This window comes from Lacimicrobium alkaliphilum (assembly GCF_001466725.1).
Taxonomy (GTDB): domain Bacteria; phylum Pseudomonadota; class Gammaproteobacteria; order Enterobacterales; family Alteromonadaceae; genus Lacimicrobium; species Lacimicrobium alkaliphilum_B.
In genome coordinates, this window is record NZ_CP013650.1 from 1,033,446 (window position 1) to 1,051,790 (window position 18,345).

Sequence of the window (18,345 nt, forward strand, 5' to 3'; positions counted from 1 at the left end):
ATCAACTATGTTGATCACATTGGTATAAGGAGTGCGGCAATGAAGAATGAAGTGGACAGCAGGTTTGTGTTAGCGGTATTTGAGAAAATTCGTGAGCACGGTAAGCAACAGGATGAGTATCATGTGCTTGATGGGCTCAAGGCCTGGACTGATTTTGATGGCTATACCGTGTTTATCGAGGATGCTCAGGTGCAGTTACGCTTTGGCTTTCACAATCAATATCACTTTGAATATGACAAGTCCGAGCACCTTGAACAGTTTGAGAAGAAGTTAAAGCAGATTGATGAAAAGTATTAGGCTGAATCAGAGTACAAAATAGTAAATGGCCAGATAATGGCAGCTACAGCCAGCTATAACGAAAAGGTGCCAGATGGCATGGGTGTATTGCCGTTGTTTGGCAGTGTAGAAGATAACGCCAAGACTAAAGCATATACCGCCTGCCACCAGTAGCCATAAACCGCCGCCAGGCAAAGCCTGATACAAAGGGTAGATAAACGCGACAGCCAGCCATCCCATCAGCAGATACAGGGTTACCGACAGACGCGGAAAACGATGCCGTGCAAACCACTTAAAAACCACACCGGCCACGGCGATAGACCAAATCAGCACCGTGCCAAGAGTGCCAACCCAACCGCCAACACTCACAAGCATAAAAGGAGTGTAAGTGCCCGCTATCAATAAATAGATGGCGCTGTGGTCAAATAACTTAAGCCAGTGTTTTAACTTCTCTGCGGTGATGCTGTGATATAAGGTTGAGGTCAGAAACATCAGCAGGAGTGAACTGCCGTAGATGGTTGAGGCGATGATGCTGAGGTTGTCTTCACTGCGTAGCAGCAAAAACACCAGTCCGGCGATGGCGATAAAAAATCCCAGGCCATGGCTGACGGCATTGAGCCATTCTTCGGCGACACTATAGGGTCTGGATGGACTGGACAAGCTTAACCTCCGGTGACGTATAATGATACATGCTAACTATAAGTGCGCATGATTATAGATTTTCAGCGTACAACTGTACACTAACAGAAGTAAAATAGGCGTTTTGGCTTGGCACAATGGCATTTATATATGGTGGAAACCCGCCTGGGGCACTGGTATACCGGCATCAGCCCGGATCCGGTCAGGCGTTTCACCGAACACCAATCCGGCGGGCCGAAAGCGGCCAAGGCCCTGAAAGGTAAGGGGCCACTGACAATGATCTATCAGGTGCCGGTAGGGGATCGCAGCCAGGCCAGTCGCGCAGAACACTGGGTTAAGTCTCTGACCCGTCAGCAAAAACAGGCGCTGGTGGCGGGCAGGCTGGCGCTTCCTGACTATTGAAGAAAAAGCCAGGTGATCAGGCAGAGGCGCCAAGACGCAGAGGGTTTCAAGAGGAAAATAGCATTACTCTGAGTGTTTCAGCCAGAGCAATAATGTCACTGTTGTTCAGGGGGCTTTTGCTGTTTTAGTTCCAGCAACTTATCAAGTTTGTTGTGCAGGGCCTGAACCGATTCGTCCAGTTCTTCCACGTGCTGCTGCATTTTTATAATACGTTTGTTTTGCACCGCTAACTGGTCTTTTTCCTGCGGGGTTATAAAGTATGACGCAATGTAACCGGAGATCACGCCAAACAAGCTGACGCCGCTTATTATCAACAATATGCTGACCACGCGACCGGCGGTAGATACCGGATAATAATCTCCATAGCCGACAGTCGATATGGTCACCAGGCTCCACCAGATAGCATCTTCAGCAGTGCGAATATTGGCATTGGGCAGATCGAATTCAATCAGATAAATAGACAGGCCAGACGCACCAATCAATATCACCAGTGCCACCATCATGGTAGCCAGTGTCGTCTGAATTCTGTCCTTGAGGGAAGACAACATCAGGTGGCGGGTTTGTTTGATCAGGCGGATAACACGCAATACCTGCAGAAAACGGGCGAGGCGGAAGATTTCAATGGCCGGGATACTGGCGACAAAATCAATCCAGTGCTCCTTGAAGTAGAGACGTCGATCTTTGCTGTGGGCCAGGTTATAGAAGAAGTGCATCAGGAACACCACACAGATAAAGGTATCCATGATCAGCAGGTAATGGCGCACATCTGCCGATAATTGCATCACCATCAGCACAGAGATATTCACTACAGCAACGATGGACAACACCATCATGCCAATGTCAAAAGGGCCGAGTTTAATCTTTTGTTGTGTCATCAGGATACTAACCCCAATACCAGCATGGCCACACCCACAGTCAGTGCCATTTCGATGCTGGCTACGCCGACATTGTGCTGGTGATCCACTTCACGAACCAAATCAATACCTTTTAATACAACTTTTTTTGCCAGCCAGCCAAGAACAATGGTGAGCAGGGTAAACAGCAGGGCAATAAACAGCCAGTTAATCAGGTTGCTGATATAGGCCTGCGGATAATAAACCAGCAGTTTGCTGGCGGCGCTGACGGCAAAGGCGACACCAAGCAGGTTGCCGCCATGCTGAACTGCCAGTGCGACCTGGCCTCTTACCAGTACATCCTGCATTGAGTCATCCTGGTTATCCTGAGCAAAGCGTCGCTCCATCAATCTTGTGATCACCAGCATTACCGTCTGGGCAACGAAAAAGCCGCTGAGAACGGCAATACCGCTGTAAATGGTAAAACCCTCTGTCCATAACATCACACTACGAACAATGATCGCCGTGGCGATAGTATTGGCGCCATCGACCAGGCCAATACTGACATTGCCCTCGAGTATCTGTTGGCGTTTGTTAAACCGCTTAAGAATGACTTTATCATGGGCCCAGCGTCCAATTTTGATAAGGATAATACCGCCAATCCCATAGATGAACATTTGCATTGATTGGGTCAGATAATCATCGGAAGAGGCTTGCTCCGCTGCACTCCAGATCACAATACTCAGCGCCAGTAAACTCGATGCCACGCTGACACCAAAGGCAAAATTATCTTTGCCGGATAACTCATCGGTACTATCAACCTGCGTCCACAAGGTGTAGACCCAGCGCATTATAATCAGCAGCACCAGCGCGATAAGAATATCGAGGCTGAAATAGGCCAGCATCTGTGGGCTGTAAGACAGAGTTAGCATCTCTGTTTGCATCGCACACTCTATTTCGTTGAATTAATGCTTTAATATTCGTTACTTATCAGCTTAAGTGCAAGGTAAAACACCACTTACCGCGATTAAGGACAGGACAAAAATGCTCGAACAACAAGCGCAGGAATACTGGCAGCAACTGACACAAGCCCACTCAGAGGCCTCATGGTTGCAACAACACCAACGGTCCCTGCTTCCGGTTTTAGGGTTAAGTGATTTTATCGCCCGTAGCTGCATCCAGGATTTAAACGTGGTGGCACGTCTGCTCAGACAGGACGAGCTCAGCGCGCCGCATCCGGATTACCAGTCTCAACTGAATCAACTGCTGGAGCCGCTCAGTGATGAGGACGCAGTGCATGAGGAATTACGCAAATACCGGCGACTGCAGATGGTACGGCTTGCCTGGCTGGATCTGACCAATCAACAATCCATTGAGGATTCTCTGCAACAGGTATCCCTGCTTGCTGATGCCCTGATCACCAGCGCCATCGACTGGTGTTATAACAGCCTGGCTGAGCGCTTTGGCTATCCCTTGCAGGATGGTCGTCGTCAGCCCATGTTAGTGATAGGTATGGGTAAGCTTGGTGGTGCGGAGCTGAATTTTTCTTCTGATATTGACCTGATTTTCTGCTATCCGCACCTGGGTGAAACCCAGGGGGGTAAAAAGACCATTGAAAACCAACAGTTTTTTACCAAGCTGGGACAAAAACTTATCGCGGCCCTGAACCAGATGACAGCTCAGGGCCAGGTCTTCAGGGTGGATATGCGCCTGCGCCCATTTGGTGACAGTGGCCCATTGGCCATGCATTTTGCCGCACTGGAGGATTACTACCAGGAGCAGGGGCGCGAGTGGGAACGCTACGCCATGGTCAAAGGACGGGTAATCAATGCTGAGGGCCATTTCAGCCAGGAGCTCGGCGCTATTTTGCGGCCCTTCGTGTTCCGTCGTTATATCGATTTCTCCGCCATTGATGCGCTGCGCAACATGAAGGCACTGATCAGTAAGGAAGTTCGCCGTCGTCAGCTTACCGATAATATCAAGCTCGGAGCTGGCGGTATCAGGGAAGTAGAGTTTATTGTCCAGACATTTCAGTTGATCCGCGGTGGCCGTGAGCAGGAATTGCAGCAACCGGGCTTGCTGAATATTCTGCCTGTGCTTAAGGAGCGCCAGTATCTGCAAGCGGAAGATGCCGACAGGCTACGTGAGGCTTATCTTTTCCTGCGTAAGACAGAGCACTGTCTGCAGCAGTTTTCTGACCAACAAACCCAGCAACTGCCTGTCGATGAACTGGATCAGGTGCGTCTTTCCACTGTCATGGGCTTTGATCAATTCTCAGAGTTTAAGTCAGCACTGGAAACGCACATGGCATTTATTCATGAACAGTTTATGGAACTGATTGGCGATGAGCCGGAGAACCAGAATGTGGAGGAACTCAGCGACCTGGTGGATCTCTGGACCTTACCGCTTAGCGATGAAGAAGCGCTGCCCTTGCTTCAGGATTATCTGTCGGCTAACAAAAGTGAACGCTTCTGGCAAAAACTCAAAAGCTTTGCCGAAGAGATGCGTCAGCGCAGCATGGGTAAAAGAGGACGTGAAACCCTCGATAAACTGATGCCCACAATGCTGCAGCTGGTGCTGGAAAGTAAGCAGTCAGAGAAATTGCTGGAACGCATGACCGCAGTGATCAAATCCATTTGCAGGCGCACCACCTATCTTGAACTGTTACTGGAGAATCACAGCGCCATGGAACAACTGGTGAGACTATGCAGCGCCAGCCCCTGGATCGCTGAGCAGATCACCCGCTTCCCGATTTTGCTGGATGAACTGCTGAATTCCGAGCACCTCTATGAACTGACGCCTCTGGATGGCTATGTTGATGAACTCAGACTCAGCATGTTGCGGATCCCGGAGCAGGATCTGGAAGCGCAGATGGAGGCACTGAGACAGTTCAAGCTCAGCCAGCAACTGAAAATCGCGGCCGCCGATGTTACCGGCGTATTGCCTGTGATGCAGGTCAGCGATCATCTGACGTTTTTGGCAGAGGCAGTGATCCGGGAAGTGGTACTGGACGCCTGGCAGCAGATGCAGGCCCGTTATGGCCGCCCGGCCGGGATTGAAGATAATCAGCTGGGGTTTGGTGTAGTGGCTTACGGTAAGCTCGGCGGTATCGAACTGGGCTACGGTTCAGATTTGGATCTGGTGTTTCTGCATAACTGCGATTCTCAGCAGGAGACCGACGGTGCCAAGGCCATCGAGTCAGGCAACTTTTACATCAAGCTGGCACAGCGAATTATGCATTTGTTTAATACTAAAACCGCCTCCGGTGACCTGTATGAAACCGACTTGCGTTTGCGCCCGTCCGGCAATGCCGGGCTGCTGGTCTGTCATATTAAGGGTTTTGCTGAGTATCAGGAGCAGGAAGCCTGGACCTGGGAGCATCAGGCTTTGGTAAGAGGCCGGTTTGTGTTTGGAGATACCCGCTTAGCTGAGGACTTCAGTCGTATCCGTAAACAGATATTGTGCCGGGAAAGACCCGTTGAGCAGTTGCGGGAAGATGTCAGCAGTATGCGCGAGAAGATGCGCGATCACCTAAATAAGGAACAAAAAGAGGGCGACGTATTTGATCTCAAGCAGGGCCGGGGCGGCATTGCCGATATAGAGTTTCTGGTGCAGTACTGGGTGCTGGCCTACAGCACCCGTTATCCGGCACTGTGCGAGTATTCTGATAATGTCAGAATACTCAGGGCTCTGGAAACCCATAAGGTAATAAGTTCTGATTGGGTTAATGTGCTGACCCAGGCCTATCTCATTTACCGCAACGCAGGTCACCAATATACCCTGGCGGGCCAACCGGCTATCGATAGTTCAGGCAGTCTGCAGGAATTGCAACAGCAGGTCAGTAGTATCTGGGAGCAGGTTTTCGGAACCCGCCAGTCGCTTAATCAGTGACTAATTGCGCTCTCCGGGTCGGGCAGGGCTGCAATATTGCCTGAGGTAATCATCGACCCGGGCGGTGATCACAAAGGTCCGCTGCCGGGGGCAGAAAAAGGCCTGCACAGTGCCATTAAAGTTACTGTCCACGGCTCTGGCAATTTGCCCCAGAGTACCGGCAATAGTGTCTTCGACCTGAAAGCTGTTTTTTACCACAAAATCCTGATTAAGCTCCCACAGCAGCTGCATACCTTCGGCCTGAGCATAGGCGGTCATGACTTCTCTCAGCGTGCCGCCGGCTTTAAAGGTGCGGTATCTGTGCTCGCCGACCCAGCGGCCGGATACTGAGCTCTGCAAACTTTCCATACTTTGCAGTCGTTCTGTGAGTGGCTGATCAGGGAGTTTCACATCCATCACAAAGTCGCTGGTATTTTCCAGCGATAAGTCGGTCGGCCCTGAACGGTACTGAGCATAAAAATCAGTCAGGCCGGTGGCCGGGTTGCGTTTGGGTTTCTGTCCCTCGGGGGTGGGACTTGAACTGCGAATGGATTCCAGATTGATCACCACAGTGGCAATGATGATCAGGACCAGGGCCAGACCCAGGTGCCGGTACCAGACAGAATGTGTAGAGGCTTTATTCTTTCTCATAACCTTGGTGCAATTATCCCTGATCGATTAATACAATGATTCCGGTGAATGTTCCGGCCGGGTTTTGAATCTTTTGTGCATCCATAAATACTGCTCCGGAGCTTTTAGCACCATTTCCTCAATACGTTTATTGACGCGACTTACATCCAGTTTATCGTCTCCCGACGGAAAATCTTCAAGGCCGGGAAGAATATGTACCTCGTAGCCGCTGCTGGTGCGCAGTGGCAGAAGAAACACTGTCTCACAGTTGGCCTGATTGGCGAACAGCAAAGTACCCGTAGTAGTGGCCGTTTCTTCAACGGCAAAAAAAGGCACAAACTCACAGCGCTTAGGGCCATAATCCTGATCCGGCAGATAAAGACACAACTCCTGACTATTCAGGGCAGCGATCATATCTCCCACCGCTCTTTTATGGATCAGATACTTGTTGGAGCGAACCCGTCCATGGTACTGCATATATTCCATCAGCGGATTATTGTGGCGCCGGTAAAAGGCCACGGAAGGATGTTTCAGACCGATAACCCGGCAATTGAACTCCAGGTTCATATTGTGGATCGCCAGACCGAAGACGCCTTTGCCCCTGGCCAGTATACTTTCTACGTGCTCATAGCCGACCACTTTGCCGAGCCCACGTACCCGCCAGTCAGGCCACCACCAGCCCATACCCGCTTCAAACAGCGCCATTCCGGCGGACTCGAGATTCGCCTTAACCAGTTGCTCTCGTTCCTGCTCTGACATATCCGGAAAGCTCAGTTCTATATTACGCTGTGCTACTTTACGGCGGGATTTCACGGCGTGGTATAACAGACGGCCAAGTGCTTTGCCAAGCCACATCTGTAACCGATAGGGCAACCAGGAAATCAGATATAGCAACACAATACTCAGCCAGGTCAGCCAGTATCTGGGATGAAGAAAAGAAAACTGGAATTTAGGAGCTTTAACCTGCACGTACAACCCTGTGACTTTTTCCGCGCATTTTAACCCAGGATAGGCGCTGTGTCGTCAGAGTATTGAATTTCCCTGTGATACAATAGCCCGGACTATTTCCCCGGGCCGGCAGACCAGAATGAGACATGCCGGTTTTATTATTTGCTTGTTTTCTGCTCTGCACTTAGCATGGGTAACAGCAGGGCTGCACTCTATCTTGGAAGCGAGTTTTATACATGTACGAGAGCTTTTACGGACTTAATGCCAAACCTTTCCAGCTGACGCCGGATCCGAGTTTTTTCTTTGCCAGTAAATGGCATAAAAGGGCGTTGTCATATCTGGAATATGGTCTGGCGCAGGCGGAAGGATTTATTGTTATCACCGGTGGTATCGGTACCGGGAAAACCACTATTGCCAACAGTCTGCTGGAGGAAATCCAGGACGATATTTTTGCTGCCCAAATTGTAACGCCAAAATTGTCTCCCGATGAACTGGTGAAAATGGTCGCCAGTAAATTTGATATTAACGTAGCTGGTAAGACCAAGGCGGATATTCTCAAAGATCTGGAAACCTTTCTGTTCCAGCTGAATCAACAGGGCAAACGCGCGTTGTTGCTGGTGGATGAAGCCCAGAATCTGCCACTGGAGACCATAGAAGAGTTGCGAATGCTCTCCAACTTTCAGTCTAAAGGTAAACCATTGTTGCAGAGCTTTTTACTCGGACAGGAAGAGCTTCAGCCCATCTTAAGAGCGCCGAATATGGAACAGTTCAGGCAGCGCATTGTGGCCTCCTGCCATTTGTCGCCGCTGACGGACACGGATGTAAAAAACTATATTGAGTTTCGTCTGTATCACGCCGGCTGGCGTGGCGCGGCATTGTTTACCGAGGGTGCCTACCAGAAGATTTTTGAATTCACTCAGGGCGTGCCCCGTAAGATCAACACCCTGACCGACAGAATACTGTTGTACGGGTTTCTGGAAGAACTCAGGGAGCTGGATGAAGCGGCGGTAGAAGCTGTGGTGGACGAAGTGGCTGACGAAATGTTTATCCATGACTCTCCTGCAGTAAAGGATACCAGCCCCCTGCGTGAACCGGATCAACCGTCCTCGCCTTCGGCACAGGTCACCAAGGATATTGAGTACTATAAATCCATGCTCAAGGAACTGACCGATGCACTGGATGATGCCATCAGCCAGAAGGTTAAACTGACCCGTTATATCGACAAGCTGCTGAAGAAAAAATACAAAACCTACGTGCGTCTGAAATCCGACGAATAACGTTGTAGGTCGGATTTTATGTCCATGGATGGACGGTATGCCGATGTTGCATTGACGCATTCGCTGGCCAATCCGACGATTGTGATAATACCAGCCATCCTGTTTAGCCGGCGCTATTGTCGGACTAAAGTCCGACCTACGTGAGCAGTCCGTTGCTGGTAAGCGGTATTTTATATCCATGTTGTAGGTCGGATTTTATGTCCATGGATGGACGGTATGCCGATGTTGCAGGGATGCATCTCGTCGGCCAATCCGACGGGATGGACGGTATGCCGACGTTGCAGGGATGCATCTCGCCGGCCAATCCGACGATATGGTGGGTGCTATTGCATAAAGCCCGGCCTGCATTCCTTACCATCCCCGGTTATCCCGCACCATCCCCGTCATCCCGCACTTGATGCGGGATCTTTAACTGCTAAGCATCAGTACCCTAATAATTATTGGAATATTATTTCATGATCTCAGGAGATTTATGGAATATTTAAGTAATTCAATCGGTTGTCGATAAAAAATATCAGGAACTACTGGTCAAATGCAGGTTCAAACTGCTATGGTGTGTAAATAATCAACAATTTGGTTATCCGGCCAGGTAAATAACAATAATAATGCCGCCGGAACACAACAAAGCTGTAGAAAAATAACAATTAATTGTCGCGCTTTTCATCAACTTTTTGGGGAAAATTGATGAGTAAAATGGGTATGAATACTTCCGCTGACGGAGTAAGAATACGTCACCGCCGCCAGGCTTACTATCATGGCAAATACCACCGGGAGATTATGCTGGTGGGTATTGTTGTGCTGGCTTTGGTGACATTGATTAACTGATTACAGTCTGTACGTCAGGGTAACTGAGATACGGGTATCTTCCAGATCCCGTGCCTCATTATCTGAGTCGCTGTCCAGATATCTCAAACGGTAACTTACTTCCAGATCCGGGTTCAGTTCACGGTTAAGACTGAGGCTGTACCTGTCCACTTCCTGATCCGATCCACCTGCAATGCTGTCAATCTGTGAGCGGCTTGTTTGCAGTGTCAGTTGTGTGCGAGGTCCAAGGCGATAGTTGGCCGACAGTCGTGTGGCACGATTGCGCTGTTCTCTGGATGTCTCCAGATAATCCAGGTAGCCATAGCTATAATTTGCCGACAGGGTCAACTTGCGCAGTTCATAACCCAGATTAACAAAGGCCGACTTTCTCTGTACTACTTCGTCGGTGATCTCGGCATTCTGGTCGAACAGGGTAAAGAACTCTTCATCTACTCCGGGCACATAATCAGGGCTGTCAGGCTGGAAGCAGTTTTCCAGTACCGGGTTACCCAGCGGGCACACAAAAACACCGAGAAACTCAGTATCCAGTTGCAGCCTGTCGTAGGTTGTCAGTCCCTCTGAATAGCCCATACGGCTGCGCCAGGCGCGATTGTTATGGGTAAGGGCAAAGCGGTAATTGTCACCAAAGAAGCTCTTGTCATAGCTTGCCTGAACAGAAGTATGACGGCTGAATGCCCAGTCCAGATCGAAGCCAACAAACTCTTCTTCTTCATCCCGGCGCTCGAAGCGGTTGTAGGTAACGGCGATATAGCGGCTGGCGGATTCACGCCACTCAAGACCGGCACCATAGGTCTTGGAACTTAAATCATCGGTAAGAAAGTCCGAGCCTTCAATACGGTTAGATTCGTCACTGCCACGCACGATGACATGCAGGTCACTGTATATCCCAACGCCCACTCTGCCGTTCACGGAGTTAGATTTGAAATCCCCTTGGGTGCGGCGGGTTGTCTCCGAGTACTGACTGCTGATATCCCAGAAAACCCGCTCAAACTCACGGCCCTGATAGATCCGGCCTCTGAGGCTCAGACTGTCATTATTAAAGCTTCTGTTCTGATTCAGGGCATCCTGATCGGCCCGGGTCTGATTACCAGAAGCAATCAGGTCGACACCGATATAAGCCGGATTACGGCTGGAAAAGGCGGCGCTGGCACTGTCGGTTCTGGTGCTGACCAAATCTTCAGCATTTAATATCGGATCGGCCACCAGCGCATTGCCTGTGGTCAGCGCACGATACCGTTTGGCAGTATTCAGCTGCAGTTGCAGCCGTTGATCCAGTAAGCCCAGACGGGAATTCAACTGATAATCGGTAAAACCTTTGTCCAGTTCGCTGCTCTGCTTATTCTGCATCACTTCCGTATGCGACACATTCAATGCCACATTCAGCAATCTGCTGCTGTAACGGGTTAACAGCGACGGATTTAACAATAATGCCTGGTTATCCAGATCACCACGACTGTCTGAATCTGTTTGGTAGTGGGTTGCCGTCGCCTCTATGGTTGGCTCAAAAGTCAACTCCGCAGCATTGGCGCTGGTTACCAGCGCCGAGCTTCCACAAAGCAGTACCAGTTTTTGCAGTCCGGGTTTTCTTGTTGCAGATGCCACTATCGCCTCCCTGCATAATAATAACCATAGCCATGTTCGCCGCTGCGCAGACGCAGGGATTTGTTGACCACAAAGCCTTTCGCCATATCCGGATCCAGTGTTTCCACCGCAGAGTTCAGATCGGCCAGCTTGGTCTTACTTTCTTCAACTACAATCAGCGCCTGGCCCGCAAGGTTGGCTAACACAGCGGTTTCGTTGATTCCCAGCAAAGGTGGAGTATCTACAATGACCACCCTGTCAGGGTAGCGACTGGCGAATTCCTGCACAGTCTCTTCCATTTTTTCACTGGCCAACAACTCAGTGGAAAGATGGTGAGATTTACCCGCAGGTATCACCCGAAGCTTCTCAACATTAGTGTGATACATGACATCTGCTACATCGTCGGTTTCGCCCAGCAGATACTCCATCAATCCATCGGGGGCCGCATCGATACCTAATGTCCGCATAACGTTCGGGCGCAGTACATCGGCGTCCACCAACAGCACGGTCTTATCCTGCTCCAGTGCGATACTCAGTGCCAGATTAACCGCGGTATAGGTTTTACCCTCACCAGGGTTAGAACTGGTAACCATAATGATATTAGGATTATTCAGCGTCTGTGATAGCGGGCCAAAAGCGTTATTCAGTACTTTGCGCTTAATGGCCCTGAACTCTTCACTGACCCGTGAACGGTTTGACGAAGGGGTAACAAAATCTTCTTCGTTCAAATTCAGCTCAAGCACCAGTCTGTTTTTATCATCATCGTCAGATTTCCGTGATGATGTTTTTGGCGCAGGCGCCCTGGTCGCCGCTGTCGTTGCCTGAGCTTTGGGCTTTGCAGGCTGCGGAGCGGCTTTTGGTTGCTCTTCAACGCGGGCTTGCTGTTCTGACTTAGCCTTTGCCATCGCCGCTTCGGGCGTCGACATACTCTCGCTACCGTCTGCTGCCTTGTTCCCGGCCTCGGCTTCTGCCTGCAATCTGGCTTTTTCGGCTTCGGCGGCTTTCTTACGCTGTAAGGCTTTTTCTATAGTACTCATAACCACCCTCCCAGCAGTTGTTTCGGTACGCCACCATAGACCAGCTCAATCCAGGTCAGCAGTGCGTATCCGAACACAAGGACCAACGACGACGTTGCAAAGATCCATATTCGCCGGTGATTGATTCTGGTCATGGTCTCGGCCTCCTTATGTGAGACAGAGCCTAAAACCGGAATATTAAAGGTTTCCACCAGTTGCTGGTAACTGACCACGACCGGATTGATCTGGCTCACCAGAAAGGCGATACCTAAGCCGGTCCCGAATCCAATAATCAGCACTCCGGTATAAAGCACTACACGCATCGGACCGGAAGGTTTGTTCGGCAGGATAGGGGGATCGATGACCCTGAACTGAACATCATCAGAGGTCGCTTCAGCCTTTCTGGAAAGCTGCGCCGATTCACGACGTTCCAGCAATTCCTGATATTTGTTGCGGGTAATACCGTAATCGCGGTTTAAACCGGTAAGCTCGGCTTCGAGCTCGGGGATCAGGTTGATTTTCTCTTCCAGCTCCTGAACATTGCTTTCATAGTTACTGACCCGCACTTTCACCGAGGCAATTTCGCTTTCCAGATTCGCCACCGTGATTTTCATCTGCTGGTAGACCGGATTCTGGCCCAGATTACCGAAACGGCTGTAGGAGCCAGAATCTTCTGCGGCCTGGCTCATCGAGGCCAGTTGTTCCCGGCGATCTTCTTTAAGCTGCCTGAGCAGACTCTGGGTTTTAACCACATCAGGGTGTTGTTCCGTGTAGCGGATCAGCAGTTCATCCAGTCTTGATTCCAGATTTGCAATACGGCTGTCGTACTGAGTACTGATCCCCTGGTTACCACTCAACTCAGGTGTGGCAAGGCCAAACACCGGCTCTTCACCGGTAAGTTGCGCCCTGGCTGAGGCTAACTGAGATTCCAGCTCCCGCAGCCTTAGCCTGGCCTGTTCCAGGTTGTTCCTCTGGCTTTGTAATTCATTGTAGTAATCGCCGCCCCCCCGGGCAGAATATTCTGACGGTTGCGTTTAAAGTCGGCCAGACGTTGTTCAGCTTCTTCCAGACGCACTTCATACTCAGCGATTTGCTGATCCAGGAATTCTTCAGCGGAGTCACTGCTTTGCCGGGTACTGCCCAGGTTTGATTCAATAAACTCGTTGAGCGTGATCTGCACGATACGCTGAGCCATGGCCGGGTTGTTGTCGGTATAGGCAATAGTGTAAATGTTGGCATCACGGGTACTGGTGAGCTTGATATTTTGCCTCAGACCGGCAATCACTTCATCGAACTCTGCACTGGTCCGGGCGGTAATATCCAGGTCGGCTTCGCGCGCGATTTTTTCCAGATTAGGCCTGCTCAGCAGGGTTCTGGCCACCAGACTCACTTGTTGCTCGGGGTTGTTGTAGACCGCCAGACCCCTTAACAGAGGACGCAGCAGGCTGTTAGTGTCTACGTAAACTCTGGCTGAGGATTCATAGGTGTCGGGAAGTGACACCACATACAGCCAGCCGATAGGGCAAATCAGCCAGGACGAAATGAGGATATAACGCTTTTTGATCCAGACCCCTTTGACATAGGTCTGGATCTGCTCAAGAACTTGTTGAAATCCGATCATATAAATACTACTGCTCTTATTGCTTAGAACCAGGTTTCAGGAATGATCAGAATATCTCCGGGTAAAATATCGACATTGTTACTGATATCCCCATCCCTGACCAGGGCGTCTACGCGAACAGAGTACTCACGTTGCGTTCCATCTACTACACGAATCAGCTTGGCGTTATCTCCTGCTGCGAACTCTGTCAGACCGCCTACAGCAATCATCAGATCCAGCAAGGTCATATTTTCCTGATAGCTTATTGCCTGAGGATTGGTAGCCTCACCAATAACCCGAACCTGTTCACTAAGTGGGCCGGAGAAACCGGTCATACTAACAGTGACAATAGGATCGCGAATATACTTGGACAGCTCCTGCTCAAGATCACGGGCCAACTGAGTGGGGGTTTTACCGGAGACGACCACATCTTCAACCAACGAAGTGGTAATTTTACCATCCGGGCGCACAACAAAAGAACCTGAGATCTCCGGGTTGCGCCAGACAAAAATGCTGAGGTTGTCTCCCGGACCAATCAGATAATTGTAATTATCAATCGATGAAGTCAGTGATGCGTGCGTTGTCGCAGGAGGCAAATTGCCAGAGCTGCTGCACCCGGCAACCAGTGCCGCGAACAGGCACATAACTAGCAGTTGAGTTTTTCTTAGTATTTTCATGTCAGTAACTTCCTTTCTTATTCCAAGAACTTAGTCTGGCAAAACCATCGGTATTCGCATTACTATACCCAAGTAACCTCAAAATGCGAGCTTCAGAGCCACAGGACGCAAAAAGCGATTCAGGCCGTGTCAGATGTTGTCGATTTGGGACCACCAAACCTTTCAACGTCTGCCTTACCCGGAGTGTTTTTATCTCCCGCTGAAATCTGTATTTTGAGGTTACTTGGATATATTTAGCACTATAATGCAACGTCAAAAAAAGTTAGTCTATCTCAATTACTTATTTTTGTTTTTAAACCGCCCTGAAAACTGGTCGAAATATAGGATGTATTTGTGAATTCAGCCAATAAACGACAATCCAAGCGTTCGAATATCTTGGTATTGCTGGAAGGCACTCTGATAGCTTATCTGGCTTATGTGGCTCACCCCCTGGTCATGCAGTTGACAGAACAGACTGCCCGGATGGATGACAAATTGCTGATCAATATGGCGCTGCTCACCTTTTTGGTGCTGATCTCTGCCTTGTCAGTCGGTTTGTATGAACTCAAGCTCAGAGAAACCTTCCGCGGCATCATCCGGCGGATCTTTGTCAGTGTGGCACTCGCCTATTTTGTTATGGAGTTGCTCACCAGCACCGTATTCCAGAATCTGGAAATGCATCCCTACTATCTGCCCACCGCATCGGCATTAGTGATCATTGTGCTGGTGTTATTCAGGTATTTCTCCAATCGCCTTGGCCTGCTGGGTTTAGGTAAGGTGCGTCTGGTGGTATTGGGTGCCGGTCAGAGGGCCTCTATTATTGAAAAACGCATGCGCCGTGAAGTGGATCGTATCGGTTTTGATCTGGTGGGCTTTATTCCTATACCCGGAGATGACAGGGAAAGCGGTATTCAGTCAGAAAAGCTGATCCATGTGAAAGTAGACGAAGGTTTCCGCGACTTTCTGATTGAGAATGAAATAGAGGAAGTGGTGATCGCCTGTGACCAGCGCCGCGGTACCTTGCCGATTGAAATTCTGTTCGATTGCCGGATCCGCGGTATTGAAGTGGTGGATATTCTCGATTTTATGGAGCGGGAAACCGGACAAATTGTGGTCAACCTGATTTATCCGAGCTGGGTGATCTATTCCAATGGTTTCTCCAGCCAGAACTACCTGCGGGATTTGGTGGACTACGGTATCAATGCCGTGCTGGCCTTTTTAGTCTTGCTGGTGACCTGGCCCTTTATGCTGATGACAGCCATTCTGATTTATCTTGAAGATGGCCGTAAAACCGGCGCCTCAGTGTTCTATAAACAGGAACGGGTAGGGCTTAACGGGCAGCTGTTTAATATCATTAAGTTTCGTAGTATGCGCCCCGATGCCGAGTCCGGTGGCGCTCAATGGGCAACAAAGGGTGACAGCAGGGTAACTAAAATGGGTGGCTTCATCCGCAAATACCGGATTGATGAATTACCGCAGTTACTGAATGTGTTTCGCGGTGAAATGAGTTTTATCGGCCCCAGACCAGAGCGTCCCGAGTTTGTTGAGCAACTGATTCAGCAAATTCCCTATTACAACCAGCGTCATAATGTTAAACCCGGCCTCGCTGGCTGGGCGCAGCTGAATTATCCCTATGGCGCCAGCGTTGAAGATTCGATGGAAAAACTGAAATTCGACCTCTATTACGTCAAGCATCAGAGTATGTTGCTGGATATTCTGATATTGATCCGCACCGTTGAAGTCATTCTGTTTGGGAAAGGGCGCTGAGATGCAAGATGTGAAAACCTGCCTGAATGCGATGACCGTGGATGTGGAAGATTTTTTCCATGTTTCGGCTTTCGATAAAATTATCAGTCCAGAGGACTGGGATCAGTATCAGCCCCGGGTAGACAACAATACCCGCCGCTTATTGGACATTTTCGCCAGACACGGAGTCAAATCCACCTTCTTTGTACTGGGTTGGGTAGCAGAGCGTTATCCGGAACTGATCAAAGAAATTCACCGTCAGGGTCATGAAGTGGCAAGCCATGGCTACGCCCATCGCCGCGCCAGTGAGCAAAACCGGCAGGAATTTACTGCGGATGTGCGCCGTTCCAAAGATCATCTGCAGGATCTGCTTGGCGAAGAGATTACCGGTTATCGGGCGCCGAGTTTTTCCATCGGTTATACCAACGAGTGGGCCTTTGAGGCGTTGAAGGAACTGGGTTTTGTGTACAGCTCAAGTACCTATCCGGTAAAACACGATCTTTACGGTACACCGGACTGGCCCCGTTTTGCCTATCAGCGCAAAGAAGATATTACCGAGATCCCTATTCCGACCCTGAAGATGTTTGGCAAACAGGTGCCCATCGGCGGTGGTGGCTATTTTCGCTTGTATCCCTATGCATTGACCCGTTATCTGGTGCAAAAATACCTTGAAAAAGAAAAGCAGCCTTATTCCTTCTACTTTCACCCCTGGGAAATTGATGCGGATCAGCCCAGGCTGAACAACGCTTCAGCCAAATCCAGATTCCGTCATTACGTGAATCTGCAGCATACAGAGGGTAAGCTGGAAAGGTTGCTGCAGGACTTCAGCTGGTCCACCATGCGTGATGTATACGGGGTAAGCGCCTGAGGAATAAAGTGGGGTCAGAGTAAACTTAATTGTTTGATTACAGGGGCTGGTTGTTTAAAAGGCAGGATTAAGTTTACTCTGACCCCACTTTTTGAAACGGATAGAAATTTAAAATAACAACAATAGGATGTGTGCGTGAGTGAAGTGGTAGTAGAGCGCTTCAATGGCGAAGCGGAACTGGCAAAACATTGGGATTCGTTTGTTGCACAATGCGGCAATGCCACCTTCTTTCATCTGAGCGGTTGGTTGCAGATAAATCAGCAGGTAATGGGCCATAAGGGCCACTATCTGTATGCCTCAGAGCAGGGCAACATAGTCGGAGTACTGCCGCTGGTAGAGCAAAAAAGTGCGCTTTTTGGCCATGCGCTGATTTCCACGCCTTTTTGTGTATACGGTGGTGTGGCGAGTGACTCGGCCGAAGTGCGGCGCAAGCTCGAAGATGCGGCTATAGAGCTGGCCCATAAGCTGCAAGTGGATTATCTGGAGCTACGCAATAAAGAGGCCAGTGATAATCCCCGACTCACCGAAAAGTGCGCCCATTCTTATTTTGCCTGGCCGTTGGGCGAAGATCCTGATGCCATACTGGCCGGCGTGAAGAAAAAACAGCGTGCCGTTATTCGCCACTCGCTGAAAAATGATCTCAGCTTCCGGGTGGATAAAGACACCGACACCGCCTACACCGTTTATTCAGAGAGCGTGCGCAACCTCGGTACACCAGTATTCCCCAAAGATTACTTTAAGGCGCTGAAGCAAGTATTTACTGACAACTGCAATGTGCTGACCGTGGAACACCAGGGCCAGCCGGTTTCCTCGGTGCTGAATTTCTATTTCCGCGATCAGGTGCTGCCTTATTATGGTGGCGGGGTACCGGCGGCGAGGGATTTAAAAAGTAACGACTTTATGTATTATCAGCTGATGTGTGATGCCAGAGCCAGGGGTTACCAGCATTATGACTTTGGCCGCAGTAAAGATGATTCAGGTGCGTATAAATACAAAAAGCACTGGGGCATGGAGCCGGTATCGCTGCATTATCAGTTCCATCTTGTCAAAGCCAGAGAGCTGCCCAACTTAAGTCCGAATAATCCCAAATATCAGTTGTTTATCAAGCTGTGGCAGAAACTGCCGTTATGGCTCAGCCGCACCATAGGGCCATTGTTGTCCAGGTATCTGGGGTAGGG

At 49.8% G+C, this 18,345-nt stretch carries 18 protein-coding genes; 8 read left to right on the forward strand and 10 right to left on the reverse strand.

Annotation, left to right across the window (positions count from 1 at the left end; translation table 11 throughout):
- Positions 1 to 39 precede the first annotated feature (39 nt).
- Positions 40 to 297, forward strand: a complete 258-nt coding sequence (locus AT746_RS04695) for a DUF3081 domain-containing protein (protein WP_062477141.1) — start codon at positions 40 to 42, stop codon at positions 295 to 297.
- 6 nt (positions 298 to 303) lie between these two features.
- Here the strand turns inward: AT746_RS04695 and trhA are convergent, their stop codons facing one another.
- Positions 304 to 936 carry a PAQR family membrane homeostasis protein TrhA gene (gene trhA, locus AT746_RS04700; RefSeq protein WP_231731016.1) on the reverse strand — a complete coding sequence of 211 codons (633 nt, stop codon included), beginning with the start codon at positions 934 to 936 and terminating at the stop codon, positions 304 to 306.
- Positions 937 to 1,044: 108 nt separating this feature from the next.
- Between trhA and AT746_RS04705 the strand changes: the two genes are divergently transcribed.
- Positions 1,045 to 1,317, forward strand: coding sequence for a GIY-YIG nuclease family protein (locus AT746_RS04705; protein WP_082633151.1), 273 nt, complete (start codon positions 1,045 to 1,047; stop codon positions 1,315 to 1,317).
- A 95-nt stretch (positions 1,318 to 1,412) separates the two neighbouring features.
- On the opposite strand, the gene AT746_RS04710 is transcribed toward AT746_RS04705, so the two are convergent.
- Together AT746_RS04710 and AT746_RS04715 are read right to left on the reverse strand one after the other, a co-directional pair.
- Positions 1,413 to 2,192 (reverse strand): potassium channel family protein, encoded by a 780-nt coding sequence (locus AT746_RS04710; protein ID WP_062477150.1) that lies wholly within the window; start codon positions 2,190 to 2,192, stop codon positions 1,413 to 1,415.
- Positions 2,192 to 3,094, reverse strand: a complete 903-nt coding sequence (locus AT746_RS04715; RefSeq protein ID WP_082633152.1) for a DUF350 domain-containing protein — start codon at positions 3,092 to 3,094, stop codon at positions 2,192 to 2,194. The genes AT746_RS04710 and AT746_RS04715 overlap by 1 nt, the downstream gene beginning before the upstream one ends.
- Before the next feature lie 100 nt (positions 3,095 to 3,194).
- Between AT746_RS04715 and glnE the strand changes: the two genes are divergently transcribed.
- Positions 3,195 to 6,041 (forward strand): bifunctional [glutamate--ammonia ligase]-adenylyl-L-tyrosine phosphorylase/[glutamate--ammonia-ligase] adenylyltransferase, encoded by a 2,847-nt coding sequence (gene glnE, locus AT746_RS04720; RefSeq protein ID WP_062477156.1) that lies wholly within the window; start codon positions 3,195 to 3,197, stop codon positions 6,039 to 6,041.
- On the opposite strand, the gene AT746_RS04725 is transcribed toward glnE, so the two are convergent.
- Both AT746_RS04725 and lpxL read right to left on the reverse strand, forming a co-directional pair.
- Positions 6,042 to 6,671, reverse strand: coding sequence for a TcpQ domain-containing protein (locus tag AT746_RS04725; RefSeq protein ID WP_062477159.1), 630 nt, complete (start codon positions 6,669 to 6,671; stop codon positions 6,042 to 6,044). It abuts the gene before it with no gap.
- A gap of 27 nt (positions 6,672 to 6,698) precedes the next feature.
- The gene (gene lpxL, locus AT746_RS04730; protein WP_062477163.1) at positions 6,699 to 7,619 is read right to left on the reverse strand and encodes an LpxL/LpxP family Kdo(2)-lipid IV(A) lauroyl/palmitoleoyl acyltransferase; all 921 of its coding nucleotides are present in this window, start codon (positions 7,617 to 7,619) and stop codon (positions 6,699 to 6,701) included.
- Positions 7,620 to 7,834: 215 nt separating this feature from the next.
- Here lpxL and AT746_RS04735 point away from each other — a divergent pair, with 215 nt between their 5' ends.
- Both AT746_RS04735 and AT746_RS19910 read left to right on the forward strand, forming a co-directional pair.
- Positions 7,835 to 8,875: an XrtA/PEP-CTERM system-associated ATPase gene (locus AT746_RS04735; protein ID WP_062477165.1), complete on the forward strand. Its 1,041-nt coding sequence runs from the start codon at positions 7,835 to 7,837 to the stop codon at positions 8,873 to 8,875.
- A 684-nt stretch (positions 8,876 to 9,559) separates the two neighbouring features.
- The gene (locus AT746_RS19910) at positions 9,560 to 9,700 is read left to right on the forward strand and encodes a hypothetical protein (RefSeq protein WP_197414329.1); all 141 of its coding nucleotides are present in this window, start codon (positions 9,560 to 9,562) and stop codon (positions 9,698 to 9,700) included.
- Here AT746_RS19910 and AT746_RS04740 read toward each other — a convergent pair whose 3' ends face one another.
- From AT746_RS04740 to AT746_RS04755, 5 genes are read right to left on the reverse strand one after another with little or no spacing between them, the layout of a single operon-like run.
- Entirely contained in the window at positions 9,701 to 11,302 is a 1,602-nt protein-coding gene (locus AT746_RS04740; protein ID WP_062477168.1) for a hypothetical protein, read from the reverse strand. It lies immediately after the preceding gene.
- Positions 11,302 to 12,318 (reverse strand): XrtA-associated tyrosine autokinase, encoded by a 1,017-nt coding sequence (locus AT746_RS04745; RefSeq protein WP_156413631.1) that lies wholly within the window; start codon positions 12,316 to 12,318, stop codon positions 11,302 to 11,304. The genes AT746_RS04740 and AT746_RS04745 overlap by 1 nt, the downstream gene beginning before the upstream one ends.
- Entirely contained in the window at positions 12,315 to 13,259 is a 945-nt protein-coding gene (locus AT746_RS19975; protein ID WP_231731059.1) for an XrtA system polysaccharide chain length determinant, read from the reverse strand. Before AT746_RS19975 ends, AT746_RS04745 begins: the two co-directional genes overlap by 4 nt.
- Positions 13,241 to 13,918, reverse strand: a complete 678-nt coding sequence (locus tag AT746_RS19980; RefSeq protein ID WP_231731017.1) for a Wzz/FepE/Etk N-terminal domain-containing protein — start codon at positions 13,916 to 13,918, stop codon at positions 13,241 to 13,243. The genes AT746_RS19975 and AT746_RS19980 overlap by 19 nt, the downstream gene beginning before the upstream one ends.
- Positions 13,919 to 13,941: 23 nt before the next feature.
- On the reverse strand, positions 13,942 to 14,574 hold the full coding sequence (locus AT746_RS04755) for an XrtA/PEP-CTERM system exopolysaccharide export protein (protein WP_062477171.1): 633 nt from the start codon (positions 14,572 to 14,574) through the stop codon (positions 13,942 to 13,944).
- 333 nt (positions 14,575 to 14,907) lie between these two features.
- On the opposite strand from AT746_RS04755, the gene AT746_RS04760 reads away from it, so the two are divergent.
- The 3 genes from AT746_RS04760 to AT746_RS04770 all read left to right on the forward strand — a co-directional run bounded on the left by AT746_RS04760 (position 14,908) and on the right by AT746_RS04770 (position 18,343).
- Complete coding sequence (locus AT746_RS04760; RefSeq protein WP_062477173.1) at positions 14,908 to 16,320, forward strand: TIGR03013 family XrtA/PEP-CTERM system glycosyltransferase; 1,413 nt, start codon at positions 14,908 to 14,910, stop codon at positions 16,318 to 16,320.
- A gap of 1 nt (position 16,321) precedes the next feature.
- Positions 16,322 to 17,167: an XrtA system polysaccharide deacetylase gene (locus tag AT746_RS04765; RefSeq protein WP_062477176.1), complete on the forward strand. Its 846-nt coding sequence runs from the start codon at positions 16,322 to 16,324 to the stop codon at positions 17,165 to 17,167.
- A 135-nt stretch (positions 17,168 to 17,302) separates the two neighbouring features.
- Positions 17,303 to 18,343, forward strand: a complete 1,041-nt coding sequence (locus AT746_RS04770) for a FemAB family XrtA/PEP-CTERM system-associated protein (RefSeq protein WP_082633153.1) — start codon at positions 17,303 to 17,305, stop codon at positions 18,341 to 18,343.
- Positions 18,344 to 18,345: the final 2 nt, after the last annotated feature.

Bases quoted from the DNA above. Each gene is read 5' to 3' on its own strand.
- AT746_RS04695 (WP_062477141.1), top strand. From the start codon at position 40: ATGAAGAATGAAGTGGACAGCAGGTTTGTGTTAGCGGTATTTGAGAAA.
- AT746_RS04710 (WP_062477150.1), bottom strand. From the start codon at position 2,192: ATGACACAACAAAAGATTAAACTCGGCCCTTTTGACATTGGCATGATG.
- AT746_RS04715 (WP_082633152.1), bottom strand. From the start codon at position 3,094: ATGCAAACAGAGATGCTAACTCTGTCTTACAGCCCACAGATGCTGGCC.
- glnE (WP_062477156.1), top strand. From the start codon at position 3,195: ATGCTCGAACAACAAGCGCAGGAATACTGGCAGCAACTGACACAAGCC.
- AT746_RS04725 (WP_062477159.1), bottom strand. From the start codon at position 6,671: ATGAGAAAGAATAAAGCCTCTACACATTCTGTCTGGTACCGGCACCTG.
- AT746_RS04735 (WP_062477165.1), top strand. From the start codon at position 7,835: ATGTACGAGAGCTTTTACGGACTTAATGCCAAACCTTTCCAGCTGACG.
- AT746_RS19910 (WP_197414329.1), top strand. From the start codon at position 9,560: ATGAGTAAAATGGGTATGAATACTTCCGCTGACGGAGTAAGAATACGT.
- AT746_RS04745 (WP_156413631.1), bottom strand. From the start codon at position 12,318: ATGAGTACTATAGAAAAAGCCTTACAGCGTAAGAAAGCCGCCGAAGCC.
- AT746_RS19980 (WP_231731017.1), bottom strand. From the start codon at position 13,918: ATGATCGGATTTCAACAAGTTCTTGAGCAGATCCAGACCTATGTCAAA.
- AT746_RS04755 (WP_062477171.1), bottom strand. From the start codon at position 14,574: ATGAAAATACTAAGAAAAACTCAACTGCTAGTTATGTGCCTGTTCGCG.
- AT746_RS04765 (WP_062477176.1), top strand. From the start codon at position 16,322: ATGCAAGATGTGAAAACCTGCCTGAATGCGATGACCGTGGATGTGGAA.